At 66.0% G+C, this 15884-nt stretch carries 18 protein-coding genes; 12 read left to right on the forward strand and 6 right to left on the reverse strand.

The genetic code is table 11. The features are described 5' to 3' along the window. The first annotated feature begins 8 nt into the window (after nucleotides 1-8). Nucleotides 9-353 (forward strand): hypothetical protein, encoded by a 345-nt coding sequence (locus tag ACFEMD_RS12745; protein WP_394741363.1) that lies wholly within the window; start codon nucleotides 9-11, stop codon nucleotides 351-353. Between the two features lie 677 nt (nucleotides 354-1030). Here the strand turns inward: ACFEMD_RS12745 and ACFEMD_RS12750 are convergent. Further along, the gene (locus ACFEMD_RS12750; RefSeq protein WP_394741364.1) at nucleotides 1031-1501 is read right to left on the reverse strand and encodes an MGMT family protein; all 471 of its coding nucleotides are present in this window, start codon (nucleotides 1499-1501) and stop codon (nucleotides 1031-1033) included. Between the two features lie 96 nt (nucleotides 1502-1597). On the opposite strand from ACFEMD_RS12750, the gene trpC reads away from it, so the two are divergent. The 5 genes from trpC to ACFEMD_RS12775 all read left to right on the forward strand — a co-directional run bounded on the left by trpC (nucleotide 1598) and on the right by ACFEMD_RS12775 (nucleotide 6010). After that, on the forward strand, nucleotides 1598-2386 hold the full coding sequence (gene trpC, locus ACFEMD_RS12755; protein ID WP_394741365.1) for an indole-3-glycerol phosphate synthase: 789 nt from the start codon (nucleotides 1598-1600) through the stop codon (nucleotides 2384-2386). Continuing rightward, nucleotides 2379-3638, forward strand: a complete 1260-nt coding sequence (gene trpB, locus ACFEMD_RS12760; RefSeq protein WP_394741366.1) for a tryptophan synthase subunit beta — start codon at nucleotides 2379-2381, stop codon at nucleotides 3636-3638. The genes trpC and trpB overlap by 8 nt, the downstream gene beginning before the upstream one ends. Next, on the forward strand, nucleotides 3635-4465 hold the full coding sequence (gene trpA / locus ACFEMD_RS12765; RefSeq protein ID WP_394741367.1) for a tryptophan synthase subunit alpha: 831 nt from the start codon (nucleotides 3635-3637) through the stop codon (nucleotides 4463-4465). Before trpB ends, trpA begins: the two co-directional genes overlap by 4 nt. 24 nt (nucleotides 4466-4489) lie before the next feature. Continuing rightward, a complete protein-coding gene (locus tag ACFEMD_RS12770) occupies nucleotides 4490-5284 on the forward strand; it encodes a 2-amino-3,7-dideoxy-D-threo-hept-6-ulosonate synthase (RefSeq protein WP_394741368.1) in 795 nt (264 codons plus the stop codon). A 132-nt stretch (nucleotides 5285-5416) separates the two neighbouring features. After that, nucleotides 5417-6010, forward strand: coding sequence for an HdeD family acid-resistance protein (locus ACFEMD_RS12775; protein ID WP_394741369.1), 594 nt, complete (start codon nucleotides 5417-5419; stop codon nucleotides 6008-6010). Nucleotides 6011-6046: 36 nt separating this feature from the next. Here the strand turns inward: ACFEMD_RS12775 and ACFEMD_RS12780 are convergent, their stop codons facing one another. Next, nucleotides 6047-6991, reverse strand: a complete 945-nt coding sequence (locus ACFEMD_RS12780; RefSeq protein ID WP_394741370.1) for a phosphorylase family protein — start codon at nucleotides 6989-6991, stop codon at nucleotides 6047-6049. A gap of 83 nt (nucleotides 6992-7074) precedes the next feature. On the opposite strand from ACFEMD_RS12780, the gene ACFEMD_RS12785 reads away from it, so the two are divergent. Next, entirely contained in the window at nucleotides 7075-7644 is a 570-nt protein-coding gene (locus ACFEMD_RS12785) for a SprT family zinc-dependent metalloprotease (protein WP_394741371.1), read from the forward strand. Between the two features lie 45 nt (nucleotides 7645-7689). Beyond that, nucleotides 7690-8229 carry a hypothetical protein gene (locus ACFEMD_RS12790; protein ID WP_394741372.1) on the forward strand — a complete coding sequence of 180 codons (540 nt, stop codon included), beginning with the start codon at nucleotides 7690-7692 and terminating at the stop codon, nucleotides 8227-8229. Here the strand turns inward: ACFEMD_RS12790 and ACFEMD_RS12795 are convergent. Further along, a complete protein-coding gene (locus ACFEMD_RS12795; RefSeq protein ID WP_394741373.1) occupies nucleotides 8226-8900 on the reverse strand; it encodes an HAD family hydrolase in 675 nt (224 codons plus the stop codon). The two genes, ACFEMD_RS12790 and ACFEMD_RS12795, sit on opposite strands and share 4 nt — an antisense overlap. A 154-nt stretch (nucleotides 8901-9054) precedes the next feature. On the opposite strand from ACFEMD_RS12795, the gene ACFEMD_RS12800 reads away from it, so the two are divergent. Continuing rightward, nucleotides 9055-10257 (forward strand): 3-dehydroquinate synthase II, encoded by a 1203-nt coding sequence (locus ACFEMD_RS12800; RefSeq protein WP_394741374.1) that lies wholly within the window; start codon nucleotides 9055-9057, stop codon nucleotides 10255-10257. A gap of 6 nt (nucleotides 10258-10263) precedes the next feature. Here the strand turns inward: ACFEMD_RS12800 and ACFEMD_RS12805 are convergent, their stop codons facing one another. The 3 genes from ACFEMD_RS12805 to ACFEMD_RS12815 are packed head-to-tail and all read right to left on the reverse strand — an operon-like array spanning nucleotide 10264 to nucleotide 11782. Beyond that, on the reverse strand, nucleotides 10264-10689 hold the full coding sequence (locus ACFEMD_RS12805; RefSeq protein ID WP_394741375.1) for a DUF7575 domain-containing protein: 426 nt from the start codon (nucleotides 10687-10689) through the stop codon (nucleotides 10264-10266). A 50-nt stretch (nucleotides 10690-10739) separates the two neighbouring features. Then, nucleotides 10740-11216 carry a hypothetical protein gene (locus ACFEMD_RS12810; protein WP_394741376.1) on the reverse strand — a complete coding sequence of 159 codons (477 nt, stop codon included), beginning with the start codon at nucleotides 11214-11216 and terminating at the stop codon, nucleotides 10740-10742. Next, on the reverse strand, nucleotides 11213-11782 hold the full coding sequence (locus ACFEMD_RS12815; protein ID WP_394741377.1) for a DUF7344 domain-containing protein: 570 nt from the start codon (nucleotides 11780-11782) through the stop codon (nucleotides 11213-11215). Before ACFEMD_RS12815 ends, ACFEMD_RS12810 begins: the two co-directional genes overlap by 4 nt. A gap of 411 nt (nucleotides 11783-12193) precedes the next feature. On the opposite strand from ACFEMD_RS12815, the gene ACFEMD_RS12820 reads away from it, so the two are divergent. From ACFEMD_RS12820 to ACFEMD_RS12830, 3 genes are all read left to right on the forward strand, one after another. Further along, nucleotides 12194-13357, forward strand: a complete 1164-nt coding sequence (locus tag ACFEMD_RS12820) for a signal peptidase I (RefSeq protein WP_394741378.1) — start codon at nucleotides 12194-12196, stop codon at nucleotides 13355-13357. A gap of 45 nt (nucleotides 13358-13402) precedes the next feature. Next, nucleotides 13403-14596: a DUF5305 domain-containing protein gene (locus ACFEMD_RS12825; RefSeq protein ID WP_394741379.1), complete on the forward strand. Its 1194-nt coding sequence runs from the start codon at nucleotides 13403-13405 to the stop codon at nucleotides 14594-14596. A gap of 469 nt (nucleotides 14597-15065) precedes the next feature. Further along, on the forward strand, nucleotides 15066-15623 hold the full coding sequence (locus ACFEMD_RS12830; protein WP_394741380.1) for a hypothetical protein: 558 nt from the start codon (nucleotides 15066-15068) through the stop codon (nucleotides 15621-15623). Nucleotides 15624-15884 lie beyond the last annotated feature (261 nt).

A 15884-nucleotide genomic window follows, 5' to 3' on the forward strand; every position in this document is an offset into this window, starting at 1 on the left:
AGTCGCGTATGAGCGATACGATCGAACTCTCGGCGTCGATGCGGCGGCTGATCGTCTACGGAATCCTGTTTTACTTCGCCCTGTTCGCGTACGCGACGCTGGCCGAGGACGCGATGGCGATGCTCGTGACGGAGTTCGCCTTCGGGGTGATCGCGGTCGGGATCGGCGCGATCCTCTACCGAGAGGCCGACGATCCGACCTCGGTCGTCACGGGTGCCGCGGTCTGTCTGATCGCGGGCGGGGTTCTCCAGTTCGCCCACCTGGTGAGCGGACTGGTAATCATCGATCTGGCGAGTACGCTGCTGGTCTACGCCGGCATCGGGCTCTACATCTACGCGGCCTGGAACAGCTAGAAACCGGCGTCCTGGGAGTGCGAATTTTCACGAGACATCTTGTGAGAATCTCGTTACAGACAGGCGAAGGCGATACCGCTGCGGTCGCGCCACAAGCGCAGCACCCGCGAGCGACCAGCGGGAGCGAGCGGCCTTTTTAGCGTAGATTTTTGCAAGCGGTTCGAGCGACCGCAGGGAGCGAGGACCCGCAGCAAAAAGGTACGTGTGCATCTCTACGTAACGCCTGTTCATTTATAACACAACTGTACTCGAGACCGACAGCCGCTACGTATAGGCCAAGTAGGTACCGCTGTAAATTGGGGATGTTGACTTTCATCAAGAGAAGCGCACGAATACAGTCCTGAATTATTTATCAACTCTCGTCTGGGAAGGGAGAAATAGACTTACGAGCGTGAGTACCAGTCCACCCCAGAGTAATATATAGTGAATATTTGTAACAGCAGCAGTGGTGAAGTTCGTACTAACTATCCAAAACCCACCTACTATCGAGAGGTGTAGCCCAACGAGACTGAGGTGTATCCCGTTCATATAAGAATTGATTTGTATTAGATGTAAATTCTTTGTGCTTCAAAACTATCTCTTTGACAAGAATTGTAGTGTTCCGTTCGCACGTCTACGTAACGATTCAGCCGATCCGAGTTCCTAGTGCTGATAAAAATACCTAGTACCGACTGCTGCTACAATCCCTCGAGCGAACGCAGCTTCTGTTCGATCGCCGGGGGCGCGGCGCTGGGGCCGTCGCGAACCCGGTGGTCCGGGATCAGGATCGGTGCGGGGTTGTTATCGAGGGCCGTCCGAACCAGGTTGAGATCCTCGTTCTCTTCGTGGTCGAGTTCCGGAGTCATCCGCGCCAGCGTGCGGACATCGACCTGATCGCCGTAGGGTATCTCCCGAACACCCTCCAGCACCGCCCGCTGGTCGGTCGGCATCGTCAGCGCGACCTGGACGTCGTCGAACGCGACCTCCTCGAGTCCGTCGAGGTACTCGAAGATCCGCTCGAGGACGTCGTGGTCGGTTTCAGCGTCGTCCTCGGGCGTCTCGGGGAACGTGACCCGCAGCACCCGTCCACCCGCGACGCCGACCTGCACGTATCGATCGAGGTACGACGACTCCCGCGCGTAGATCCCGGCGTCGGTGACATCCTCCATGCACGGCGATACGAGCGACGGACTTGAATATTCGCCGGTCGTTCGGGCGCCGCGGACGCAAGCCTTATGTACATAACAGTACGTCGATGTACAATAATGAACTCTCCGACGGAGCTCGCACCCGAAGTACGGTCGATCCTCGAGTCCGCCGGGGAGCGATCGAACGCCGATCGAGACCGGCTCTCGGTCGACGCGCGGTCGCTTCCCGACGCGCTGGCTCGAGCGGCGGCCGACGGACGGGTGCCGATCATCGCCGAAGTGAAACCGACGAGTCCGACCGCCGACGGCACCCGAGGGGACGATCCCGTCGAACTGGCCGAGGCGATGGTCGCGGGCGGCGCGGCGGCGATCTCGGTGCTGACCGAACCCGACCACTTCGGGGGGTCGGCCGAGGCCCTCGAGCGAGTGCGGGCGGCCGTTGACGTCCCCGTCCTCCGGAAGGACTTCGTGCTCGAGGAGCGCGGGATGGACGTCGTCGAGGCCGACCTCCTCCTGCTCATCGCGCGGTTCGTAGCGGACCTCGAGGGGTTGGTCGAGGCCGCCCGCGATCGCGGCTTTCAGCCCCTCGTGGAGGTCCACGACCGCGGAGAGCTCGAGGACGCCCTCGAGGCGGGCGCCGAGATCGTCGGTGTGAACAACCGGGATCTGGCGAAACTCGAGGTCGATCTCGGAACGTTTGAATCCCTCAGTCCCCACGTTCCGGACGACGTGACGCTGATCGCCGAGAGCGGCGTCTCGACCCCCGAGGACGTCCGACGGATGCGCGAGGCGGGCGCCGACGCCCTGCTCGTCGGCAGCGCGATCATGGACCACGACGGCGCGGGCGACGTGACCGAAAACACGCGACGGCTCGTGGACGCGACACAGGAGACACCCAATGAGTAAACCGGAGCGAAACCGAGACCGAGACAGCGAGGCAACGTTCGGCGAGTACGGCGGCCAGTACGTCCCCGAGGCGCTGATGCCCGCCGTCCAGGAGCTCGAGGACGCCTACGAGCGCTACGTTCTCGAGAACGAGGACGGCTTTATGGACGAGTTCCGCGAGCGGATGCGCGACTTCGGCGGGCGACCGACCCCGCTCCAGCGCGCGGATCGGCTCAGCGATCGGTACGACCGCGAGATCTACCTCAAACGCGAGGATCTCGTCCACGGCGGGGCCCACAAGCTCAACAACGCGCTGGGGCAGGTACTGCTGGCGAAGTACATGGGCAAGGAGCGGATCATCGCGGAGACCGGGGCGGGCCAGCACGGCACCGCGACGGCGATGGCCGCGGCCCACCTCGATATGCCCTGTGAGATTTACATGGGCCGAACCGACATCAACCGCCAGCGGCCCAACGTCTACCGGATGCGGATGAACGGCGCGGAGGTCAACCCGGTCACCGCCGGCTCCGGCACCCTGAAGGAGGCGATCAACGAGACGATGCGCGACTGGGCGACGACCGTCGAGCGAACCCACTACGTGATCGGCTCGATCGTCGGCCCGCACCCGTTCCCGAAGCTCGTTCGCGACTTCCAGTCGGTGATCGGCCGGGAGGCCCGCGAACAGGTTCGAGAGAAGGCGGGACGACTCCCCGACAGCGTCCTCGCGTGTGCCGGCGGCGGCTCGAACACGATGGGAACGTTCCACGAGTTCGTGCCGGACGAGGGAGTGAAGCTGTACGCGGTCGAGGCCGGCGGCTCGAGCCTCGAGATCGACGAGGCGAACGCGCTGGCACCGAACTCGGCGACACTGTCGACGGGCACCGACGGCGTGCTTCACGGGGCGATGACCAAGCTCCTCCAGAGCGGCGACGGGCAGATCATGGAGTCACACAGCGTCAGCGCGGGGCTCGACTACGCCGGCGTCGGTCCCGAGCTGTCGTATCTGGTCGAGACCGATCGGGTGACACCCGTCAGCGTCGACGACGACGCGGCGCTCAACGGGTTCCACCGCCTGTCGAACCTCGAGGGGATCATCCCCGCCCTGGAGACGAGTCACGCGCTTGGCTACTTAGAAGAGCACCACGAGGAACTCGGCGATCTCGTCGTCGTCAACGTCTCCGGCCGGGGCGACAAGGACCTCGAGACCGTCCTCGAGGAAACCGAGAAGCGCGATCTCGAGGCCGCGCCGGACGTGGAGGTGTTCGACCGGTGAGCGAGATCGAGGCCGTCATCCGCGAGAACCACCCGGCTCTGATCACCTACATCACGGCGGGCGATCCCTCTCTCGAGGACACCAGGGAGTACGTCGAGGCCCTCGACAGAGGCGGCGCGGATCTGATCGAACTCGGCCTGCCGTTCTCGGAGCCGATCGCCGAGGGGCCGACGATCCAAGCGGCGATCAACCGCGCGCTTGACGCGGGAACGACCCCCGAGGGCTTCTTCGAGCTGGTCGACGACCTCGAGACGGAGGCGCCGCTGCTGGTGATGACCTACTACAACATGATCCTTCAGTACGGCTCCGAAGCGGCTGTCGGCCCGTTCGTCGAGCGCGCCGCCGAGGTCGGGCTCTCCGGAATCATCGTCCCCGACCTGCCCGCGGAGGAGGCCGGCCCGCTGCGATCGGCCTGTGACGACCACGGGCTCGACCTCGTCTTCATCGTCGCGCCGACGACCGAGGGCGAGCGCCTCGAGACCATCATGTCCCAGGTCTCTGGCTTCGCCTACGTCCAGGCCCGCCTGGGGACGACGGGGGCGCGGGCGGACGTCTCGAACGCGACCCACGACAGCCTGACCCGCCTCGAGCAGTATGATGTTCCGAAGGCGGTCGGCTTCGGCGTCAGCGAGGGCGACCACGCCGCCGAGATAATCGAGGCCGGCGCCGACGGCGTCATCGTCGGCAGCGCGCTCGTCGACATTATTGCCGAACACGGCGAGGGCGACGCCCCCGCGGCCGACGCCCTCGAGGCCAAAGCCGAGGAGCTCAAACGCGGCGCCCTCCGGGGCGGCGGGGTAGATGTACCGGAACCAGAACAGCCATAACCACCTGATTGCTAGACACTCGCAATGACCACAGGCACCGAGGCACGACTCGAGCGGATCGGTACAGACGGATCGTACGTAATCGTCCCGATGGACCACGGCATCACGATGGGCGCCGTCCAGGGACTGAAGGACATCGAATCGACCATCGACGGCGTGACGCGTGGCGGCGCGGACGCCGTCCTCACACAGAAGGGGATCGCCCCCCGCGTCCACGACAACAAGAACGGCAAGGGGTACATCGTCCACCTCAACGGGTCGACGACGATCGGCCCCGACGAGCAGGACAAACGGCTGACCGGCACCGTCGAGGAGGCGATCCGGGTCGGCGCCGACGCCGTCTCCTTCCACATTAACGTCGGCTCGAACTACGAGCCCGACCAGACCAGCCAGCTCGCGGAGATCACCGCGGAGGCCGACCGGTACGGCATCCCCGTCCTCGCGATGGCCTACGCCCGCGGCCCGGGGGTCGACTCCGAAGACCCCGAGTCGCTCGGCCACGCCGTCCGCCTCGCCGAGGAGGTCGGCGCCGACCTCGTGAAGACGGGCTACAGCGGCGACGCCGACAGCTTCCAGCACGTCATCGAGTCGACCCGACTTCCCGTCGTCATCGCCGGCGGCTCGCGGGGCACCGACCGCGAGACCCTCGAGATGGTCCGGGGCGCGACCGACGCCGGCGGCGCCGGCATCTCGATGGGGCGTTCGATCTTCCAGCACGAGGACCCCGAGGCGATCGCGACGGCCGTCGGCGGGATCGTCCACGACGACCTCTCCGTCGACGAGGCGCTGACCAGGTCTGGACTGGCACTCGAGGTCTGATCGGTAGCGCGCTCGTCCGTTTCGTTCGCGTTCGGCCCTCTCACGTACGGACTGGTCCGTTTTTCGGAGTTACTGTCAGCGCGCAGATAACCGCTATCTCCGTGCGACGCGTCCGTTCGTTCGGAGCGTTTCATGAGCACACCAACTACCGAACCCGGAACCTACTCGTTACAGAAGGGCTGGCGGACGCTCGCGATCGCGGGCGGCGTCGTCGCGCTGCTCGGCCTGCTCGCGATACTCCTGCCGTTCGCGACGGGACTCGCGATCACGTTCGTCGTCGGCGCCCTGCTGGTCGTCGGCGGAATCGTCCACGCCGGACACGCGTTCACCGCGCGCGGCTGGCGGGGATCGCTGTGGCAGCTCGCACTCGCAGCGGTGTCGATCGGTGCTGGGTTGCTGCTGCTCGTCAATCCGATCCTGGGCCTGCTCAGTCTGACGATGCTGGTCGTCGCGTACCTGCTCGTCGACGGCCTCGCCGAACTGGGCGTGAGTCTTCGGATGGCGGGCGAACCGGGACGGGCCTGGATCGCCGCCAGCGGCGTCCTCTCGCTCGTTCTCGCAGGGCTTCTGTGGGCTGGTTTCCCCGCGACTGCAGCCTGGGTGATCGGGCTGCTCGTCGGGATCAGTCTCCTCACGACGGGGGTCTCGATGGCCGCCGTCGCCTACAGCGGACGCCGGCTCGAGGACGACGTGGCGCCGCCGGCGAGTGAACCGCGCGGCGCCTGAGACGCCGTCTCCGCTTTTCGGCCGAACTGCGCTCGCTCACCCCCGGATGTCGACCGGATCCGACTTGAGCAGTTCCTCGACGATCGCCGAGCCGACGCGCTCGGCGTTGTCGATCGCCAGCGCGAGGCTCGCCGCGGTGCCGTCGAAGCTCTCTTCGACGGTCTCGCCGGGCGCCGGACGGTCGTAGTTCGAGACTGCGCGTACGCTCAGGTAGCGCTCGAGCAGGCCGAACCGCTCGAGGGCGGTCGCCGTCGCGGCGTCTTCCATCTGGGTCGTCGCGTAGGGGGCGACCCCGTACCGTTCGCAGAGCCAGTCCACCTCCCTGGCGTAGCGCGGGCCGTGCCAGAACTCGTCGCCGCAGACGGTCGTTCCAACCTCGACGGTCGGCCCGTCGTCGGGTGCGGTCGGGTACCGATCCTGGTAGGCCCGGACCTCGGGATCGGCCCCGAGATCGATCTGCGCTGCTGCGTCGAGCGCCGGCTCGAGGAGCCGATCCTCGAGTCGGTGCACGTAGTCCCGAGGACGGTAGGCGAGGGTGTCGATCGACTCGGCAGGGTCGTCCGTTCGCTGGTCGTCTGCCTCGCCCCGATCCCACCGGTGTTTGCGGTCCCAGTCGACGACCGCATCCGCGAGGACGACCGAGCCCAGTGCGGCTCGAGACGGCGGGCCGCCCGCGATCCCCGCCGAGAGGACGTACGCCGACTCGAGGTCCAATCCGGGAGCGGTTAGCAGTGCCGTCGTCGTCGTCGCGGCGTCGCTCTTGCCGATTCCGGTCGTCGTGACCGCGACGCCGTCGTCGGTGAGGTAGACCGGCGTGTCGGCGCCCGGGACGGTCAGCGCGTCGACGAGGTCGGCCCGCTCGAGCCAGGGCCGGCGCTCGTCCAGGGGCGGTTCGGCGACCGCGACGAGCACGAGCACGGCGGGACGAACCGGATCGTTCGGGTCGGGGCGTCGTGGTTCCGGAAGCGGGGGGTCGCTCATGGTCGACGGTCGGCGCGCGCGGAAAAAGGCGTGCCGAAGGGTCGGTCGAAACCGTTTCGGAACGGGGGGCCGTCCGTCGAGCCGTGACCGACGAGGCGCTCACGATCGACGACGAGATCCTCGCCCGCGCGCGGATCCACGCCCGCGAGGTGGTCGACGAACACGGCCTCGAACTCGACCTCGACGCGATCGAGTGGGCGGTGTCGGGACGGGCGCGTCGCCGCGCGGGGCTGTGTCGGTGGGACGCCGATCGCGAGGTGGCGACGATCGTCCTCGCCCGCCGGGCCTACGAGCGCTACGAGTGGGCCGAGTTCGCGGCGGTCGTCCGCCACGAACTCGTCCACGCCTGGGAGTTCCAGCGCTTCGGCGAGTCGGGCCACGGCGAGCGGTTTCAGGAGCTTGCAGCCCGGCTCGAGGCGCCGCGTCGCTGTCGCTCCTTTGCCGAGCCGCGGTACGTGCTCCGCTGTCGGGGGGACGACTGCGACTGGCGAGCGACGCGCCACCGGGCGTCCGAGCCCGTTCGGACGCCGGGCCGGTATCGGTGTGGCGACTGCGGGGGCGCCCTCGAGGTCGAGCACGTCGACAGCGGCCGAACCTGGAACGCCGCGAGCGGGTACGGGGGCGCGAAGGCCGCGCTCGGGGAGGACTGGTGAGCGGAGCGCGGAACACTTATCCGGAAACCGAGTACAGGTCCAGCCATGGGAATACTCGATCTGATGCTCGGGCGGTCGGGGGAGGGCCAGCAGGGAATCGATGGCCACTCCTACAAGCTGCCCGAGGAGAGCCACGAGTTCGTCTACCCCGTCGCCGTCCGCCGGATCGAGCTCGAGGCGCTCGCGGAGCTGCTGGCGGCCGACGAGTCGGCGCCGTCGCTGGCCGAAAACGCCGACGAGCTCCAGGACACCTTCGACGAGCTGTTCGACGGGCAGGGACCCGACGCGACCGACATCGCCGCCAGGGAGGAGGCCGCTCGCTCGACGGTCGAAACCGTCCTCGAGACCTGGCGCGGGCAGGTGCCCGACGGGGACGATAGGCTCGGCGTCGTCTACGTCCAGCAGGGGGAGTTCGAGGCGATCCGCTCGTTCGTCAAGCGCTGCAAGCAACGCGACGACGGCAGCGGCGAGTTCGAGCTGCCGGAGTCGCTGCCCGCGGTCGCCGCTCTGCTCGCACGACTGGACGAGGCGACCGACAGCCGGTACCGGGCGGTCGTCCACACCGATCTGTTGCCCGAGAGCTAAACGATCGACGCGAATTCCTCGAGGGAGTCGAGTTCGTACGTCGGCTCGTGCTCGCGGGCGACGTCGTCGCGGCCGACGTCGATCCACGCCGAATCCAGCCCCATCGCGTTGGCGCCCGCCACGTCGGCCCGCAGGGAGTCGCCGACGTGGATCGCTCGCTCCGGACTCGCCTCGAGGGCGCCCAGCGCCCGTTCGAACGGCGCGGCGTCAGGTTTCGGGAGGACGCCGGCGTTGGGATCCGTGTAGACGCGGACGTCGAAGGCGTCCTCGATGCCGAGCGCCCGCAGCTTTTGAATCTGGGTCCTCCGGCCGCCGTTGGTGATCAGCCCGACCCGACCGCGCTCGCGGGCGTACTCGAGGGCGGTCTCGGCGCCGGGACGAAACCGGACGGCGCTCGGGTCCTGTACCTCGAGGTACTGTCGTGCGAGATCGGGCGCGAGTTCGGGGTCGGCGTCGGCCCGGTCGGCGACTTCGGCGAACAGTTCGGCGTAGAACTCCTCGGCAGTCCCGACCGTCGGCAAGGCGGGGACGGCCGCACGGAGATCGGTAGGGGTACAGAACGGGTCGCGGTCGACGCCCTCGAAGGCCCGCTCGAGCACCGCGGCGGGGTCCTGCGTGGGCTCGCAAAGGGTGCTGTCGAGATCGAAACAGATCGCGTCGTAGACAGCCATCTGATCTCCGGTACGATGGCGAGCGTTCTGAACGTTTCGACCCGCGACAGGTGGAAACCCGGCACACTTTTGGGGTCGTCGGCCCGACCGTTCGGTTCCCACGACTGCTGTCGGATCCGCCACGTTCAAGCCGTTCCCCTTCGAGACTCGAGCTATGACGAGAGCTGTCTGGGTCAAAGCCGACGACGCCGTCGGCGACTGGAACGCCCGCCGCGCACGGATCACGACCGCGCTCGAGGCGGGCGCCGACTGGGTACTGGTCGACGAGGACGACGTCGGACGCGTCCGCGAACTCGGCGAGATCAACGTCGCGGCGTTTCGAACCGACGGGGACGTCACCCTGGTCGACGACGTCGACGTCGTCGACGCCGAGGCGGAGTCGGAGCCGGCGTCGACCGCCGAGCCCGACGCCGTCGTCGTCGGCAAGCACGGCGAGGGCGACGGGACAATCGATCTTCCTGGCGATCTGTCGGGTTCGGCCGACCTCTCGACGCTGCGCCGCGAGGGCGAGCTCGACCGGGGTGCCTACGTCCGTATCCTCGCGAAGGAGTACGAGGCCTTCGCCGAGTCGGCCGCCGAGGAAGCCGACCACACGATCGTCGTCGGCGAGGACTGGACGATCATCCCGCTCGAGAACCTGATCGCGCGGATCGGCGACGAAACGGAACTCGTTGCGGGCGTCACCAGCGCCGAGGAGGCCAGAACCGCCTTCGAGACGCTCGAGATCGGTGCCGATGCCGTCCTCCTCGACTCCGACGATCCCGACGAAATCCGTCGCACCGTCGAGGTCCGGGACGCCGCCGAGCGCGAGACCCTCGACCTCGAGTACGCCGAGGTACTCGACGTCGAACAGATCGGCAGCGCCGACCGGGTCTGCGTCGATACGGGCTCCCTGCTCGAGCACGACGAGGGGATGCTCGTCGGCTCGATGGCCCGCGGGCTCGTCTTCGTCCACGCCGAGACCGCCGAGTCGCCGTACGTCGCCTCCCGTCCGTTCCGGGTCAACGCGGGCGCGGTCCACGCCTACGTCCGCACCCCCGACGGCGGCACGAAGTATCTCTCGGAGCTCCAGAGCGGCGACGAGGTCCAGGTCGTCGACACCGACGGCAACACCCGCGAGGCGATCGTCGGCCGCGTCAAGATCGAGAAGCGGCCGATGTTCCGGGTCGCCCTCGAGACGGCCGACGGCGACCGCGTCGAGACCCTGCTCCAGAACGCCGAGACGATCAAGGTTCCCACGAGCGGGGGTCGGAAGGCGGTGACCGACCTCGAGACCGGGGACGAACTCCTGTTGTACTACGAGGACACGGCTCGCCACTTCGGCGAGGCCGTCGAGGAGAGCATCATCGAAAAATAGCCGCCGTCAGTTCGTCGGTTCGTCGTCGTCGGGGTTGGCCGGCTCGAGGCGCGTCGTACACCAGTGACAGAACGTGAGGTCCTCGTCGAGGGGTTTGCCGCAGTGGGGACAGCTCGGCCCGTCCTGGTCGGCGCCGTTGTTCGATCCCGGCGGGAATCCCATCGACCGAAACGTCGCGTCGATCGCGGCGAAGAGGATGATAAACGAGATGACGAACTGGCTTATCGTGTCGGTCTCGGTGGTGATGACGCTCACCGCTCCCGAGAGCGAGTCGGCGGCCGCGATCTGATCGGTGGGAAACAAGATCGCCAGCGACGCCACGAAGATACCGCCGAAGGCGAGGCCACGAATCCAGTCGCGGATGAACACGTGGCCCGCACCGGGGAGGAGCACGGAGAGCCCGGCGGCCGCGAGCGCGCGGATCCAAGTCATTGTACGTCAACCCGGTAGTGGAGCGGCGCCCTTAACATTCCGATTTCCCGTCAGACCGACGCGTCCGAGCAGCCCACCTCGAGATCGACGGTCTGGGAGATCGTGACGCCGCTCCCGTCGAGTTCAACGGTCGCCTCCGGCTCCGACTCGAGCTCGTCGCAGTCGACCGTTCCCTCGAGGCTGGTGGACTCGCCGGGTTCGATCTCGGTCCCCTCGGCCTCGATCTCGACGCCGGACGGCGCCTCGAACGCCGTCACCTCGATCGAATCAGCGAATCGATTGGTGACAGTCAGCAGTTCCTCCTCGTCGTCCGCCTGTGTCGTCGCGTCGGCAGCGGTATCGCTCTCGTTTGCCGACTCTCCTTCGTTCGTCACCTCGACTGGCTCGACGGCGACGTTCGCGTCTTCGTCGTCGACGACCTCAACGGCGATCGAGCGGTCCATCGAGACGACGCTTGTGCCGGCGCTCGCGGTGATCAGCAGGGCGATCGCGACGGCGATCAGAGCGATCCCGATACGCCCGCTCATCGTTTCGGCGGCCCCTCGTGGCCGATGCGGTTTCGCCGCAGGTAGTAGGTGTGGACGATCGCCGAGACGCCGAACATCGCGGTGAGCAGGGCGCCCAGCGCGACGGCCGAGAGCTCGCCGATCGGGTACACCGGCACCCACGCGAGCGCAGTAATCACCGCGCCGACTCCCGACAGGCCCAGATAGCAGTGGCTCCACGGGATGTCGTCCTCGGGGACGTACTCGAGGTACAGCTGCAGCTTCCGGGCTTCGTCGGTGAGCGCGACCTCGCCGCGGTTGCGGTCGTACTCGATGACGCCGGTCTCGTCGAGCCGCGGCAGATGGGACTGTCGCAACGAGGTGTAGACTCGCTTCCGTTTCTTCCAGGGAAGCTCGTCGGCGGGCGTCTCGTACTCCCACGAGGACACCGAGTCGACGAGGGTACGCAGGTCGACTCGCTCCCCCTCCTCCCGTTTGAGGTAGTGCAGTACCCAGCGTCGGCGCTGGTTGCTCAACATCTCGAAGACGTCGTCTCGATCGAGTTCACCCGTTTCGAGCTCCTCCTCGTCCAATTTGCTGACACTCATTCGGATCCCTCCCTTCGTAACCCTCGGCGCCACCCCCCGGTGAGCGTGAGGTACACTGGCTCATCATTACCGACGATATTTATTATTGAGAGCGTAGAGGATAGCTCCCGAACAGCACTTGAATAGAATTCGATTGATAGGGCCTGAAAGCGGTGTCTTCGGGCTTTCGTCACTGTTCGGTCGAGTTACACAGTGGAGGGGTTCTGGCAGCGCTTGCCGGTTCGTTTGATACTACCGTTACAGTTCAAGACCGTATTGACGACCGATAGCGGGGGTTCAGGGTCGGCTTGTCGACCTACAGGCACTGCCAGACGTTATCTAACGTGCCTATAGTAAGGGGCCGCCCGCTCGTCGTCGGTTCCGGGTACGTCCGATCTCTCGGGGGCGGGAACCCGGACGTGCGGGGGGACGATGAGCACACAGGAACAGGGGAACGCGCGGAGATACGCAAAGCTCGCCGCGATCGGCGCCGTCGCCGTCGTGTTGCTCGCAATCGTCGCGGGACACCTGCTCGGGGTTCCGATCGCGCTCAGCTACGTCGAAACCGGCAGCATGGAGCCGACGATCGAGACCGGCGACGGCTTCGTCGCGGTTCCGACCGCCGTCGCCGGCCCCGTCGAGGAGGGCGACGTGATCGTCTTCGACGCCCAGGAGATCGAGGGCGGCGGGCTCACGACCCACCGGGTCGTCGAGGTTACCGACCAGGGCTACGTCACCCAGGGGGACGCGAACCCGTTCCCCGACCAGGACTCCGGCGAACCACTCGTCACCGACGGTCAGGTCGTCGCGACGGCCCTCGAGGTCGACGGTGAGCCGGTGACGGTCCCCCACCTCGGGTCCGCCGTGATGGGCGTCGAGAGCGGGCTCGAGTCGGGTCAGCAACAGCTGGCGTCGACGCTCGGGACGACCGCCGTGCTCGGCACCCAGGGGCTGTCGTACCTGTTGCTCGCGTTCGGCCTGGTCGTCCTCGGCGCCTCGCTCGCGCTCGAGCGACGGAGCGGAGCGACTCGAGAGCGCACGCGGGAGCGCTCGCGCGCGGACGTGTACGACGCGCGGACGCTCGTCGTCGGACTGGCCGCGCTGCTGGTCGTCGTCTCGCTGGCGACGATGGTCGCGATGTCAGGGACGACCGAGACGGGGATCGTCAGCGCGGAGTTCGACTCCGATCGCCCCGACGTGATTCCCGCGGGTGAGACCGAGAGCCACGAGTACGAGCTGTACAACGGCGGGCTCCTGCCGACCGTGACGATCGTCGAGCCGGCCAGCGAGGGGGTCGCCGTCGGCGAGCGGACGACCCTCGGCTACGGCGAGAACGAAACGGCGACCGTCGCCTACACCGCGCCGCCCGAGACGGGGTACTACCTCCGATCGGTGAGCGAACGCACCTACTTCGCGGTGTTGCCGGAGCCGGCGATCGCGACCCTGCACGCGATCCACCCGTGGGCGGCGATGGCCTCCGTAACGGCGGTGCTGACGGGGATAATCGTCGCGCCGCTGGCCCTGCTGGTCGGCACCGGGACGATCAGGACGCGCTCGCGGTCTCGCTCGCGCTCCCCGGGCGGTGTGAACGACTGATAGCTATGATTCGATACAACGACTCGAACGGCGGGGGGATCGACCGTGATCAGTGACCGGCGGCGCGTGCGGCTTCGCACCGCGCTCGACGAGTGGTTCGTCGTGGTGGTCGTCGCCCTGCTCGCGCTCGCCCTCCTCGGGGGGTGGGGTGCCTACGGTGCAGTCGCCGACGACAGCGACGAGGAGTTCGAACAGCGAACCGTCGAAGCGTGGTCGACGACGGGCGGCTTCGACCACGGCGCGACCGTCCAGGAGGAAAACGAGGTGTTCCCGGTCGGCACCGAGCTCTCGGATCGCTCGATGTACTTCGCCGAGATCGCACCCGAACTCGAGGCGAGCTTCACCTACGGGTACGACGCGCCCGAGGGCGACGTCGCGGTCGACGTCGAGGCCGACCGCGTGATCCGGTCGGTCGGCGAGGCCGACGACGAGGAAGAGGAGGTCGTCGAGTACTGGGCGGTCAACGAGACGATCGCCCAAGAGGAGATCGAGGGCCTCGAGCCCGGCGAGGAGCACACGACGTCGTTCGCCGTCGACGTGCCCGAAACGGCCGCGGAGGCCGAGGCGATCCAGGAGGACCTCAACGAATCCGCGGGCGACCTCGAGACGGTCGTCGAGGTCCGGGTGGCCCTCGAGGGGACGATCGACGGCGAGTCGATCGATCGCGTCGACAGCTACGAGCTGGTCATCGAACCCGACGACGCGACCTACGTGGTCGAGGCGCCCGCGGCCGAGGAACGCACCGAGGAGCGAACCGAGGAGGTCGCGGTCGCGGGGAGCTCCGGCGGGCTCAGTTCTGTTGTTCTCGCCCTGCTCGGGGTCGGGTCGGTCGCGGCTCTCGGCGTCCTCGGCACCGCTCGGCGGAAGGGAACGCTCGCGCCCTCGGCGGCCGAACTCGAGCGCATCGACGCCCGCTACGAGCGCGAGGCGTTCGACGACTGGATCTCTCGGGGACGGCTTCCGGCGGAGATCCGCGAGCGCTCGCGGATCGAGATCGAGACCCTCGAGGACCTCGTGGACGTCGCCGTCGACTGCGATCGGCGCGTGCTCGAGGACGAGCGCGACGGGCGGTACTACGTCGTCGACGGGGAGGCGGTGTACGTGTACGCGCCCGAGGGGCTCGAGGACGATCGAGATCCGGTTCTCGAGGTCGACCCGCAGGAAGCCGAGGAGCCGACGGTCATCGGTGACGGGTCTGGTGAAGCGGAGCTCGAGGACGACAGCGACGACGCCGATTAGTAGCGATTTTCGGGTTTCTCGAGTCGATTCGGACGAACTGTGGAACGGTGACGTGTTTTCGTTCTTTTGTCGGTCACTCGAGCCGCAGAACGTGCTCGAAGCCGAGCTGTCGTCGATGTCCTCATATCGGGTAGTTGGTGACCGACTCGAGGACCGGATTCGACGCTTTCACTGAGAACAACTGTCATTCGACGTCGACAGACTCAGCCTGAGCCATCGTTTCACGGTTCACGTACTCCCGTTCGCTGCGGCATGTTCCGCTTGCAGGTCCCACTGGAAGCCCGTACTCGTTCGCCGAGCAACGTCACGCAGACGGTACTGAACTGCAGCGTCGGAGTGTCGTCCCTCCTGCCAGTGTATACAAAAGGGGTGTGCTATCGATGGCCGAATTGCATGCGCTCGAAGACGACGGCCACGTTGGCGGGTGACGGTTGGTCGGTAGCTCGAGCGCGCAACAACTGGTGTTACCATGGAACGACGTAAATTCCTGATCGGTGCGGGGAGTACAGCAATCGGAGCAAGTGCACTTGTTGGTTCAGGTGCGTTTTCAGCAGTCGAAGCGGAACGAAATCTGGATCTTCGAGTTAGAAATGATGGAAATGCTTATTTGGGTCTTGAAACAGGTGAAAGCGATATCGCTAGCTACGATGATGGTAGACTTGAACTCGATATTGATGACCTGAACGCTGATGCCTCGACTGAATTCACTGATGCCTTTACAATAGTTAACCAAGGGTCTCGCGAAGTCCGTGTATGGGTTGATTTTGATGGCCTCTCGGGTCATTGGAATATTGAGGCATATACTGGGCACGATGACCCTAATGCATCTATGACTGCGGAAGGCGTGATACTAGATTCTGGAAAATCAGTAGGTGTCTCTCTACTAATTGGAGGGTACGATGGCAGTACGCCAGATCCGGGAACCAGTGAAAGCGGTGAGTTTACTATATATGGTGTTTCTGATGATTCGGATTCACACCCTGACGAGGGCCCCAGTTCTCATGGCAATGCACCAGAAATTGAATAGTTTATAATACATTCACGCTTGTTTTCGGTGTCGCTAGCAGCGTAAGAACAGGCCAGATTTGTAAGATCAGTACTCGACCTTACAAATCGACTCTTCATGCCTGCCGAACTCGACATCAGCCGCCTTGAAATCAGCGGTCGCACCGTCACCGCTCGCAAGGGCACTCGCAGACTAATAACCAGAACGAAATATACCGTTATCTCGGTGGCGACCAACGTGAGTCGGCTAATCCAGAGTAAGTAGGAAAGGAACGCGCTCAAC

This window comes from Natronococcus roseus (genome assembly GCF_043677095.1).
Taxonomy (GTDB): domain Archaea; phylum Halobacteriota; class Halobacteria; order Halobacteriales; family Natrialbaceae; genus Natronococcus; species Natronococcus roseus.

Bases quoted from the DNA above. Each gene is read 5' to 3' on its own strand.
- ACFEMD_RS12745 (WP_394741363.1), top strand. From the start codon at position 9: ATGAGCGATACGATCGAACTCTCGGCGTCGATGCGGCGGCTGATCGTC.
- ACFEMD_RS12750 (WP_394741364.1), bottom strand. From the start codon at position 1,501: ATGGAGGATGTCACCGACGCCGGGATCTACGCGCGGGAGTCGTCGTAC.
- trpC (WP_394741365.1), top strand. From the start codon at position 1,598: ATGAACTCTCCGACGGAGCTCGCACCCGAAGTACGGTCGATCCTCGAG.
- trpB (WP_394741366.1), top strand. From the start codon at position 2,379: ATGAGTAAACCGGAGCGAAACCGAGACCGAGACAGCGAGGCAACGTTC.
- ACFEMD_RS12770 (WP_394741368.1), top strand. From the start codon at position 4,490: ATGACCACAGGCACCGAGGCACGACTCGAGCGGATCGGTACAGACGGA.
- ACFEMD_RS12775 (WP_394741369.1), top strand. From the start codon at position 5,417: ATGAGCACACCAACTACCGAACCCGGAACCTACTCGTTACAGAAGGGC.
- ACFEMD_RS12780 (WP_394741370.1), bottom strand. From the start codon at position 6,991: ATGAGCGACCCCCCGCTTCCGGAACCACGACGCCCCGACCCGAACGAT.
- ACFEMD_RS12790 (WP_394741372.1), top strand. From the start codon at position 7,690: ATGGGAATACTCGATCTGATGCTCGGGCGGTCGGGGGAGGGCCAGCAG.
- ACFEMD_RS12795 (WP_394741373.1), bottom strand. From the start codon at position 8,900: ATGGCTGTCTACGACGCGATCTGTTTCGATCTCGACAGCACCCTTTGC.
- ACFEMD_RS12800 (WP_394741374.1), top strand. From the start codon at position 9,055: ATGACGAGAGCTGTCTGGGTCAAAGCCGACGACGCCGTCGGCGACTGG.
- ACFEMD_RS12805 (WP_394741375.1), bottom strand. From the start codon at position 10,689: ATGACTTGGATCCGCGCGCTCGCGGCCGCCGGGCTCTCCGTGCTCCTC.
- ACFEMD_RS12810 (WP_394741376.1), bottom strand. From the start codon at position 11,216: ATGAGCGGGCGTATCGGGATCGCTCTGATCGCCGTCGCGATCGCCCTG.
- ACFEMD_RS12815 (WP_394741377.1), bottom strand. From the start codon at position 11,782: ATGAGTGTCAGCAAATTGGACGAGGAGGAGCTCGAAACGGGTGAACTC.
- ACFEMD_RS12820 (WP_394741378.1), top strand. From the start codon at position 12,194: ATGAGCACACAGGAACAGGGGAACGCGCGGAGATACGCAAAGCTCGCC.
- ACFEMD_RS12830 (WP_394741380.1), top strand. From the start codon at position 15,066: ATGGAACGACGTAAATTCCTGATCGGTGCGGGGAGTACAGCAATCGGA.